This window comes from Nostoc sp. S13, assembly GCF_029379315.1.
Taxonomy (GTDB): domain Bacteria; phylum Cyanobacteriota; class Cyanobacteriia; order Cyanobacteriales; family Nostocaceae; genus Nostoc.
The window spans coordinates 1-10,350 of sequence record NZ_JAQYWQ010000173.1 but is presented as its reverse complement, the minus strand read 5'-3'; the positions used below and the strand labels follow the sequence as shown (position 1 = coordinate 10,350).

The window sequence follows — 10,350 nt, the reverse complement described above, 5'->3', positions numbered from 1 at the left end:
TCTCCAGAGCTAGGTTTCAGCCAAATAAAGTTCTCATTTCCGGATAAGTCTAATGATTCAAATTCTGTTTGAGCGGTCTGTCATATGTTTGTTTGCAGTTAAACTACATATACAACTTAACTACCTAGACCTATTGACGAGTAGTACCCCTTAGGGTAAGATTTTTGACAAAAAAATTGGTTCTGCTGATTGCAGAACCACTAAAGCTTTCGCAAACCTGTTATAACTTAACGAACTGCCCCTTGAGCAGAAAAAGTATCAATCGGCTTCATTAGGTACAGTCGTAATAACTGCCAGCCATTGGAGATGTAAAGCGGCAGTTTCTGGAAGAATTGCAAGAATTTGGGAGTGTTGGAGTTAGCGATCGCACTCAGCTTCTCATTATTGCTTATACAAGTATCCAAGCGCTGATAAAATTCTGGATTCTCTACATCTAGCATCAGAGGGAACACTCTACCGGCATTTTCGTTAGTCTTCTGAATAACATGGATGTCGTATTCTCGCGCATCCAGTCCAAGGGTGGCATAAAAGTCCTTCCGTTGGATGTCATTAAGATACATTGTCGCAAACACCGACAATAGGAAGAACCGACTCCACAGCCGTGCTTTCCAATCATTCAATATTTGCGGCTGGGATTTCATGATCGCATCAAAGAAATCACCATGACGGTTTTCATCTTGACACCAGTTCTCAAAGAATCGGAAGATTGGATAAATCCGGTCTTCGGGATGTGCTTCTAAATGGCGATAAATAGTAATATAACGCCAATAACCAATTTTCTCAGAAAGATAAGTGGCGTAGAAGATGAATTTTGGCTTAAAGAAGGTATAATTGCGGCTCTTAGTCAAAAACCCTAAATCTAGGGACAGATTAAAGTCCGACATAGCTTTGTTTAAAAAGCCAGCGTGACGCGCTTCATCCCGTGACATCAGGTTAAAGCACTCTGCCAAGACGGGGCTTTTGCCTTTCAAGCGACGACCAAGTTCTTTATACAGCAAAAAGCCAGAAAACTCTGCCGTACATGAACGTTCTAGAAACTCAACGAACAATCGGCGAGTTTCCCCATCAATATGATCCCAGGATTGTTCAAACTCGGCATCCCGAACAAAGTGATGGCGGTTGTAGTCAGTGCGGAACTCTTCGAGAATGGCTCTTAACTCATCTTCGTTGACGGAGATATCCATCCGCGCCATTTCATCAAAATCGGTAGTATAAAACCGAGGTGTTAACAGGGTTTCTTTTGCTGGGACTTTAATCCCTGGCCGGATTTCTTCAAAGCCTGGTTTTTTAAGGGAATCTACCATGTCTTGATTGCTCTTTCGTCTTTATGTTGAGTACACCCTTCGGGTTCGGCAGCTCCTCATCGGGGAAACCCCCTTTGAGCGACTGCCTCACCAAAAAGCCAACGGTAATGCTCTGGCAAGGCGTAACAGCCGACAATAATCCATTTGTATAAAGTTTAGTCTACCAAGGTGGCGGTTACAAATTAGTAAGCAAAACATTAAGAGTTGCAACAATGATTCAATGTTTGCGGAATCTAAAATGGGAGATTCGACTTACGCAACTAGCACAATGCGTAGGCGTAGCCCGTCGTAGACATCGCTATTTCATAGTACATAAGTATTGTTTAACCCACATTCCGAAAGCTTTGAGCTTTATATACCGATCAAAGTTTGTTTAACTGACACAGAGTTTCTTTGCTCATCATGTATTATTTTAACTACTTATTACTTACGCACATTAGGAAACCTTTATGCGCTCTTAGGGGGTTGGGGGTGGAGTTATTGTACCTCACTTAACTGAGAACGGTTAATTGAGATGGTAGCTGGATTTATGCCATGCTGTACTAGTATCTCAGTGATTTTCTGTAGTTGTTGCTACAATATATTAAGCGGTCTGATCATAAGTTGATCATCTTGAAATTAACAATCTATGACTGGCACGATTACTTAAAACTTCTAATTACTCTCGCTATCCATGCTGATATCAAACAAAACAGTATGGAAAAACTATCTTAGACAACAAGAGCAAATCTAAAGGGTTGAAAACAAGATGAATCTTGAAAACAATCAGCAGCAGAAAGACCGACTTCTTATCTCTTACATCTTGTGTACAGCCGGATTTTTCGGGGTGGGAGGGCTGCACCGCTTGTACAATGGCAAGATAGGGACGGGTTTGTTGTGGCTGTGTACTTTTGGTTTGTTTTATGTAGGGCAGATCGTGGATCTGCTTCTCATCCCCAACATCGTTGACGAATACGAACGCAACCTGAGATTAAAAGCGGGCGTATCTCCCCTTGGTGTGCCGTTGAATCAAGCAGTGGTTGCCTCTCAAGTCTACCGGCCAACTGGTAACGAACTCATGATTAAACTGATCGAAGCGGCGGAAAGCAAGGGTGGTGTTTTAACTGTCACTCAAGGGGTGAAGTTTACGGGAGCCAGCTTTGCTGAAGTGGAAGCTACTCTCAAGGAGATGTACAAATCAGGTTATGTGAAAATAGATAACGACCCCAATACTGGAGCCGTTACCTACTATTTCCACGAACTTTAAAGGGAGTGCGGGAGATGAGGGAGATGAGGGAGACAAGGAGAATAACCAATGCCCCATGCCCCATGCCCAATAACTAATTTCTACCTAACCACTTTTGACCGTCTAAGCGCTGAACTAAGCCAAATACCAACAAATCGAGTGTAATTCTGCGCTCATCGATTAAGAATGACTCAAGAGTGCTAGGTTTTTTGCCTTCATTACAGGAAAATCCCTTTTTCCCTTGAATATCTTCTTCGGGGAAATACAGGTTAAACTGACGTTTACCTATTTCCGACCAACTGCCGATAATTTGCCAGCATTCTTCGGCGGATTCAAAGCCAGTGATTGGCACCTTCTGCTTGGCAAAAGACACCTGCAAATTTTGCACGCCTTGTTGAGCGATCGCTTTTTGTAAAGCTGGTAAGTAATCTTGCTCAATGAACTCTACAAATGGCTTATCTTCAACAGCTGGGGCTTTTTCCTTTTTGGCGGCTTTAGCTGCGGCTGCGGGTTTTTCGCCTGTTGCTGAGGCTGCGGGTTTTTCTCCTGTTGCGGCTGCGGGGTTTTCTCCTGTTGCTGCGGCTGCGGGTTTTTCGCCTCGTGCGCCTTTAGCTGCGGCTGCCGGTTTTTCTCGCTTGGGTGGTACAGCAGCTGGTTTAGCAGCATTAGGATTATCTTCGGGGTTTGCGGCTTTAGGATCTGGCGCGTTGGCAGTAGGAATGTCTGTAGCTTCGGGTGAGTCTGTACTAGGAGCTTGTTCTTCAGCTACACTGGGAGCTTGCTTGTCAACAGTGCTGGGAGCTACTTCTCCCGCTTGATTGTGATTGGTTTGGTCTGCCATTGCTCAGGTCAATCCTTTAATCTAGCTTTGGGAGCGATCGCTCACCTTGAGGTATCGGGTATTTTTATTTTGACATAATACTACCTCTGCGCGGAATTCGTAATCTGTAATGACGCTCTGGGGTCGCTAACCTTCGGGCAATCATAATCTATATCTATATTTATTTACACCTATCTACTTACGTTTTGAGTCTGCACACCATCACCAGTCAAAAAGTATACTGTAATTCTGTTTCTTAAGCAGACTATCACCAGGCAGAAAGCTGACTGTAATTCTGTTTCTTAATTTTGAATTTTGAATTGCGTACTATGATTTACCTTTGGGAATTGAAGGTCAATTCCCTCAACATACCAATCCATCGCCAGTTGTCCCCGATCATCTAATACCTTACCCGTTGGCACTCGCACCACCCCTTTTTGGTCTTTCACCGGGCCATCAAAAGGATGTGCAGTACCCTGAATAAACTCATCGCGCTTCGCATTCACCAGTTGTTGCACATCAACGGGAATCGCCTCATTCATCGGCGAAATATCCACCATTCCTTGACCAATGCCATCCCAAACCTCTTGAGACTTCCAAGTATTAGTCATTACAGCCAAGGCTGTATCTGTATAGAATTTGCCCCATTTATTAATAACTGATGTCAGATGGGCTTTTTGACCAAACTTACTCATATCACTGTTGTAGCCAAAAGCATAAATCCCTTTTTCCTCAGCCAATTGAACTACAGCACCAGAGTCGGTATGCTGCGTTAGTATATCCGCACCTAAATTGACCAAAGCTTGAGCCGCTTCTCTTTCTTTAGCTGGATCGTACCAACTTTGTACCCAAACTAGCTTAACTTTTGCTTCAGGATTTGTTACCCGCACTCCTTGAGTGAATGCACTGATTCCCCGAATTACTTCTGGAATTGGGTATGCGCCAATAAAACCAATTACATTTGATTTTGTCATCTTGCCAGCAATCATGCCGGTTAAGTAACGCGGTTCTTCAATACGTCCCAAATAAGTGCCGACATTGGCAGTACGTTTGTATCCTGTACAGTGTTCAAAGACAATATCACCAAAGTCCTTGGCAACTTTACTTGTTGGGTTCATGTACTCGAAGGAAGTTGTAAAAATTAACTTGTTACCATCTAATGCGAGTTGGCGAATCACCCTTTGGGCGTCAGCACCTTCATTGACATTTTCAACAAAAGTAGTTTTTACCTTATCTTGAAGATTGGCTTCCATATCTCTGCGGCCTAAATCATGGGCATAAGTCCAGCCAAAATCACCCACAGGGCCGACATAAACAAATCCCACCTTCAGAGGTTCATTTACCGCCACAGGTGACGCTGAGGGAGACACCTCACCCGGCGATTTGGAATTTTTGCCTTGAAGACAACTAGTTAAAGCAAAACTAGATCCTGCTAAAGTGACATACTTTAGAAAATTCCGACGATCCATATTTTCTCGATGGGGTTTAGTTGCTGAAAAAGATTTTTCTGATTTCTAGTAGCGAGAAACACACTATTGACTTAATTTTAGCTTTAGTTTTTTGCCGTCAACTTAGTTACAAAAGAAAGCAAATAATGGTTGAATTGGGCATTGGGCATTGGGCATTGGGCATTGGGCATGGGGCATTGGGCATTGGGCATTGGGCATAAGGGGAACAAGGAAAGAGTTTCTTTCTGAATGCCCAATCCCTTTTACTAACAACCCCCACAAGGGGATATGGTTTACTGGAGGTTTTTAATGAACTTATTTCAGCTTTTAGCAGGAGAAGACAATCATCCAGCCTTAGTTTCGCCTGGGGGGCGATCGCTAACTTATAAGCAATTGCGCGACAATGTTCTTGGACTGGTATCCCAACTCAACAGCTTTGGATTGAAACCGGGAGAACGCGTTGCCATTGCCATGACTAACGGTTCACCAATGGCTATTACCTTTTTGGCTGCTGCCCTGTGTAGCACTGCTGCACCCTTAAATCCTAAATATAAGCAAGAAGAATTTGCCTTTTATTACGAAGATACCCAAGCAAAAGCACTGATTACGTTGTCTGAGGGGCCAGAAGCAGCCATTGCCGCCGTCACACCCGACATGATGCTGATTAATGCCAAGGTAAACACTGACGGTACATTAAGCTTTGAATTAATCAAAACCGGCTCACAAGCAGCAGAATCCTCAAATCCCGCAGCTCCCAACGCCGATGATCTGGCGATGATTCTCCACACTAGTGGCACCACCAGTCGTCCCAAGCGTGTGCCGATTCGTCATCGCAACTTAATTGCCTCAGCCAACAACATCATTGGTGCATACTCACTCACAGCAGCTGACACTACACTTTGCCTAATGCCCTTGTTCCACGTTCACGGATTGGTGGGCTGTTTGCTGGCAACTCTGGCATCGGGTGGCACACTAATTTGTACCAATAGACTTATCCACAAATAAACCTCAAAATAGCTGAAACCCTTACATAGCTGGCTTTTTAGCTTATATAAAACAGGAACCTCTAAAACCCTCTCCAGAGCTAGGTTTCAGCCAAATAAAGTTCTCATTTCCGGATAAGTCTAATGGTTTTAATGCCCTAGAGTTTTGGAAACTGGTAGATACCTACAAACCCACCTGGTACTCCGCAGCCCCAACCATGCACCAGACAATTTTGGCACGCGCTAGCCGCAATACAGAAATTGTCAAAGCTAACCGCTTTCGCTTCATTCGCTCTAGTAGCGCTTCCTTGCCCCCGATTATTATTGAACAGCTAGAGGCAACTCTCAATGCTCCCGTGGTGGAATCTTATAGCATGACTGAAGCATCTCACTTAATGACCACCAACCCCCTACCGCCAAAAGTTCGGAAACCAGGTACTGTTGGTTATGGCTTCGGTGTAGAAGTCGGGATTATGGACTCCGAAGACAACCTATTATCTCTCTTAAGCTTGGGCGAGGTGGTGGTAAAAGCACCCAATGTCATAGATGGCTACGAAAACAACCCCCAAGCTAACGCCACAGCTTTTGTAAACGGTTGGTTCCGCACAGGGGATCAGGGCACACTGGATGCAGACGGCTACCTCCGCTTGACTGGACGAATTAAAGAATTGATTAACCGGGGTGGGGAAAAAATTTCTCCTTTAGAAGTAGATGATGTTTTGCTGCGCCATCCCGCCGTCGCCGAAGCCTTGGCCTTTGCCGTCCCCCACAAATCTTTAGGAGAAGATATCCATGCTGCTGTTGTCCTCAAGGCAGAAGCTGGCGAAAAAGAACTTTTAGCCCACTGTTCAACTATGCTGGCAGACTTCAAAGTTCCCAAGCAAGTTCACATTTTGGATCAACTACCTCGTGGTGCTACGGGCAAACTGCAACGGTTGACTATGGCGAAATTGCTGAATATAGGGCAGTAAGGAGATCAGCCTTTGAGTTTGAAAGTTGAGGCTTGATCCTTGCTTGGTTTTATCATAAATTAAAGGACGTCTATACGTAGTGCGGAGTCGGAGCCACTCCGCCTTTGATCAGTTTCAGTCGGGGTTTAAATAAGAGTCTGATAATGTCTTTAATTTTGAATTTTGAATTATTAATGTTCTTGTAGCTTAAAAACTTCGGAAATCAACATGGCGAATGCTCCCGAATTATCATATTTAGCTGTCAGTCTTTTATACTCGTTTTTCGTAACCAGCTTCCCAGATACTATCTCAAATTCTTCTCCAATCTTCACCTTTTCAGGTATATTCACAGTAATATCATCTGGCAAAGATATCTTCTTATTTTTTAGTTCTATTGGCTCTAAGACAAGCTCTTGATTTTCTGCTGAAGCCGATATTTCTAAATCACTATTCATATACTCTTTTTGTCCGCTCCACTTTCCAGACAAGTTTTCTATTTCGGCTTTGGCTGGTCTATTGACAAAGCTATTTAGATGCTCGCTAACTATCGTAATTCTCTCTAAATCGCCACTTTCAGCATAGATAATCGCTACACTAGTTCGCCAATCTTGATATCGGAAAAATAACTCTGTAACAAATTTTTTTCCAGCTTCCAGTTTTTTTGATACCCAGGCACTCTTACCCTTACCAAAGGACACTGCCCTCATAGACAAAAATGTTGGGTAAATGACTCCATCAGGTTGACTACAAATTTGCTTTTCAATCTGCCAGGTTTTTTCTGATTCCGTTCCATCAGAGTAGCTGTATTTATTAGTTTGAGTAATCAATGTTTTCTCTTGATTAGCTTGAAATTTTCTGACAGCTTTAAATGAATTCAGAACTTCTTTATCTAGAGAATACACTGTCCATATTCCGTGCCAAGCACCACCTTCTGTCGTGATATATCCAAATAAATTTTCCCAGTTTTTATCTTGTGAATTCATTGTTTTTCTGATTGAGAAGTTGACAAAAGCTTTTTAGTATTCCTATTCTACTATGGCTAGAGGCGTTAGATATTCCTTCGCTCTCATCGGGGGCGTGGTGGACTGCGATCGCCCCTGATACTCTCCACACTGCTACCCCTGCGAAAATCGCTTATAATGTTCCTCACTTACCAATGGCTACCTTTTCCTTGACATTGATTTTGGGCATTGGTGCGATCGCAATGTTATGAGATAAATAATTTTGCCAAAAGTAAGCGATACACTAAGAGAAATTCCTTGAGGAAGCTTTGATGGCACGGTCAAACGGGGTTAAAAATGAAACATCTGCACAGGAATTGCCGACAATTTCAGACAAAGATACAGTGACAATTGAAGATTTGCCTGAAGATTCGCCCGAAGTAGTAGAGGATGTCCAGGATATTGACGACATCTTGAACTCACTCAAAACCTTACTCAGTAACCTAGAAAAGCTGCAAAAAGTCCGGCAGGAAGTGGGCGACATCAAACCGTTGATCGGGCGGATGCTTGATGGGGAACTGGTTGCGGGTGAAGAACTTGAGCAACTTAAGGCAGGTGTGAGCAGTCTTTCTCGCCTTGTTCGTGCTTATAATGACCATCAAGCAGCGTTGGCTAAAGCACAACCTGCTAGAAACTTGCTAGATCAAGTGCTTAAAGAGCGGAAAGCTAATTGAAACAAGAAGCGATGTCTACGACGGGCTACGCCTAATTACCTAAATGCGTAGACGCAGAGCAGCTTGTCGTCAGACATCGCCTCTCCATCACTTCAAATTACAGCTTCTTCGCATTGACAATCAAAAACCACCACGAAGTAAGCATCAGGTCGCAGCGCTAAAGTGTCGATATAATTCTTTTTATACTAGTGCGGCTCTAAACCCACAACTAAAGTTTCTGGTGAAGAAGGCAGTTCTTGCTGGAGTTAGAAGCTAGAAATTTAGATGGGGTTGAACAGTTGATCGAAGCTCAAACCACCGATGAGACCAAGGCGATCATTACTTTGGAACTGGTTAATCGTCGTCGATCCAGCGCCAGAAGCAAGAACAAATAAATCGCTACCGCTACCACTATAAATGGTGTTATCGCCAGCACCTGCCGCAATTAAGTTGTTACCTTCTGCGGCATAAATCACATCATCCCCTGTACCTGTAAATATCCAGTCGCTGCCGGAACCTGCATAAACGATATCCTTGCCGGAACCTGTGCCAATGAGATTGTTACCTTCTGCGGCGTAGACTAGGTTGCGACCATTACCTGCATCAATTAGATCGTTACTGGAGCCAGCATAAATGGTGTCATCTCCAAAGCCTGTGAAGATATCATTTAGACCTTCGCTGGCGTAAACTTGGTTGTTGCCATTACCTGCGTTGATAATGTCACGACCGGAGCCTGCATAGATAACATCATTGCCAGAACCTGCGGTAACTAGGTTATTACCTTCGCCTGCATAAAAGGTGTTGTTACCTTCTATGTCTGTGAGGGTGTCGTTACCGAGACCAGCATCGAGGGAATCATCTCCTAAACCACCTTCGAGGATATCGTTACCGAGGTCGCTAACCAAGGTGTCTTTTTCAGAACTACCTCGGAGGATGTCGTTACCATCACCACCCCAGAGGGTATCTTCTCCGGCACCACCATCCAAGGTATCATCCCCAGCCCGACCTTCGAGGGTGTCGTTACCTGCTAAACCACTGAGGATATTGTTGCTATTATCGCCGATGAGGAAGTCGTTGTAAGATGAACCTTCAAGGTTTTCAATCGAAATAAATTTATCGCCTGTGGCATCTCCTTGCCAACCAGTGTTTTCAGCCAAACTAGCAGCAACACCAGATGTCGCGGTAATGTAAGAGGCGGTATCGTTGCCAGTGCCACCGTCGAGGATATCGGAAGGCCAGCCTGAGCCTGTGCCACCAACGAGGTAGTCGTCCCCAGTGCCACCAAAGATTTCATCATTGCCGTTTTCACCAAACAGGCGATCGCTTCCTTCTTTGCCTTCGATGATGTCCTTGCCATCGCCACCGAGAATGGTGTTGGCGTTGCTATCTCCGATGAGGCGATCGGCGTAAGCGGAACCGATGACGTTTTCGATGTTCTTCAGGGTGTCGAGTCCATCAATGCCATCAAAAGCGATGTTATTTGCTAGGTCAACAGATACGCCGATGTTAGAGCTATTGAATGAGCGACGGTAGCTAACTGTATCAATGCCGTCACCACCATCTATCTTAAAAAAACTTGCCCCTTTCTGAACAATATTTCCACTTTCATCAATGAGATCACCGACTGTATTAAATAACCGATTTTTAGCATCGCGAATTCTTAGAACACCTTGATTCCAGAAAAAATATCATTAGTCTGACCCGTCAAAATTCCAAATACAGTATCTACGGGGTCAGTCAGTAGCGGAATCTGAAAACCTTTTGGCAAACCTGCTGGCTGAGAAATTGAGATGCCAAAACTAGAGGGTTGAGAGCCAACGATACCGGATGTATCGACTGTTAGTTCTCCCAGTACAGTTCTACTTCCTGAAGGGAGATTACTGACAAATTTACCAAGTGATAAAATATCACTATAGGACTCCTATTTGATTTCTGAACAAGACTAAGAGAGAATACGGAGAGGTTT

Annotated in this window: 10 protein-coding genes and 1 pseudogene; 4 read left to right on the top strand and 7 right to left on the bottom strand. The window is 43.9% G+C overall.

Translation table 11 applies throughout. The annotated features are described in order from the left end of the window. Positions 1-227: 227 nt before the first annotated feature. Positions 228-1,304 carry a magnesium-protoporphyrin IX monomethyl ester (oxidative) cyclase gene (acsF, locus tag PUQ00_RS30640; RefSeq protein ID WP_300423558.1) on the bottom strand — a complete coding sequence of 359 codons (1,077 nt, stop codon included), beginning with the start codon at positions 1,302-1,304 and terminating at the stop codon, positions 228-230. 748 nt (positions 1,305-2,052) lie between these two features. On the opposite strand from acsF, the gene PUQ00_RS30635 reads away from it, so the two are divergent. Further along, entirely contained in the window at positions 2,053-2,550 is a 498-nt protein-coding gene (locus tag PUQ00_RS30635; RefSeq protein ID WP_300423556.1) for a TM2 domain-containing protein, read from the top strand. 73 nt (positions 2,551-2,623) lie between these two features. On the opposite strand, the gene PUQ00_RS30630 is transcribed toward PUQ00_RS30635, so the two are convergent. From PUQ00_RS30630 to PUQ00_RS30620, 3 genes are all read right to left on the bottom strand, one after another. Then, positions 2,624-3,370, bottom strand: coding sequence for a DUF2996 domain-containing protein (locus PUQ00_RS30630; RefSeq protein ID WP_300423554.1), 747 nt, complete (start codon positions 3,368-3,370; stop codon positions 2,624-2,626). Positions 3,371-3,651: 281 nt separating this feature from the next. Continuing rightward, entirely contained in the window at positions 3,652-4,818 is a 1,167-nt protein-coding gene (locus PUQ00_RS30625) for a BMP family ABC transporter substrate-binding protein (RefSeq protein WP_300423552.1), read from the bottom strand. An 83-nt stretch (positions 4,819-4,901) separates the two neighbouring features. Beyond that, positions 4,902-5,054, bottom strand: coding sequence for a hypothetical protein (locus PUQ00_RS30620; protein WP_300423551.1), 153 nt, complete (start codon positions 5,052-5,054; stop codon positions 4,902-4,904). Between the two features lie 52 nt (positions 5,055-5,106). Between PUQ00_RS30620 and PUQ00_RS30615 the strand changes: the two genes are divergently transcribed. Further along, positions 5,107-5,802: an AMP-binding protein gene (locus tag PUQ00_RS30615; RefSeq protein ID WP_300423549.1), complete on the top strand. Its 696-nt coding sequence runs from the start codon at positions 5,107-5,109 to the stop codon at positions 5,800-5,802. A gap of 25 nt (positions 5,803-5,827) precedes the next feature. Beyond that, positions 5,828-6,751, top strand: a complete 924-nt coding sequence (locus PUQ00_RS30610; RefSeq protein WP_335029839.1) for an AMP-binding protein — start codon at positions 5,828-5,830, stop codon at positions 6,749-6,751. A 170-nt stretch (positions 6,752-6,921) separates the two neighbouring features. On the opposite strand, the gene PUQ00_RS30605 is transcribed toward PUQ00_RS30610, so the two are convergent. Beyond that, positions 6,922-7,713: a DUF3598 family protein gene (locus tag PUQ00_RS30605; RefSeq protein ID WP_300423547.1), complete on the bottom strand. Its 792-nt coding sequence runs from the start codon at positions 7,711-7,713 to the stop codon at positions 6,922-6,924. 290 nt (positions 7,714-8,003) lie between these two features. Between PUQ00_RS30605 and PUQ00_RS30600 the strand changes: the two genes are divergently transcribed. After that, a complete protein-coding gene (locus PUQ00_RS30600) occupies positions 8,004-8,405 on the top strand; it encodes a hypothetical protein (protein WP_300423546.1) in 402 nt (133 codons plus the stop codon). Between the two features lie 260 nt (positions 8,406-8,665). Here PUQ00_RS30600 and PUQ00_RS30595 read toward each other — a convergent pair whose 3' ends face one another. Next, positions 8,666-9,541, bottom strand: coding sequence for a calcium-binding protein (locus PUQ00_RS30595; RefSeq protein ID WP_300423545.1), 876 nt, complete (start codon positions 9,539-9,541; stop codon positions 8,666-8,668). Between the two features lie 129 nt (positions 9,542-9,670). Beyond that, positions 9,671-9,754 (bottom strand): annotated as a pseudogene (locus PUQ00_RS32975) (hypothetical protein); the annotation flags it as partial. Positions 9,755-10,350: the final 596 nt, after the last annotated feature.

Bases quoted from the DNA above. Each gene is read 5' to 3' on its own strand.
- PUQ00_RS30635 (WP_300423556.1), top strand. From the start codon at position 2,053: ATGAATCTTGAAAACAATCAGCAGCAGAAAGACCGACTTCTTATCTCT.
- PUQ00_RS30625 (WP_300423552.1), bottom strand. From the start codon at position 4,818: ATGGATCGTCGGAATTTTCTAAAGTATGTCACTTTAGCAGGATCTAGT.
- PUQ00_RS30615 (WP_300423549.1), top strand. From the start codon at position 5,107: ATGAACTTATTTCAGCTTTTAGCAGGAGAAGACAATCATCCAGCCTTA.
- PUQ00_RS30605 (WP_300423547.1), bottom strand. From the start codon at position 7,713: ATGAATTCACAAGATAAAAACTGGGAAAATTTATTTGGATATATCACG.
- acsF (WP_300423558.1), bottom strand. From the start codon at position 1,304: ATGGTAGATTCCCTTAAAAAACCAGGCTTTGAAGAAATCCGGCCAGGG.
- PUQ00_RS30630 (WP_300423554.1), bottom strand. From the start codon at position 3,370: ATGGCAGACCAAACCAATCACAATCAAGCGGGAGAAGTAGCTCCCAGC.
- PUQ00_RS30600 (WP_300423546.1), top strand. From the start codon at position 8,004: ATGGCACGGTCAAACGGGGTTAAAAATGAAACATCTGCACAGGAATTG.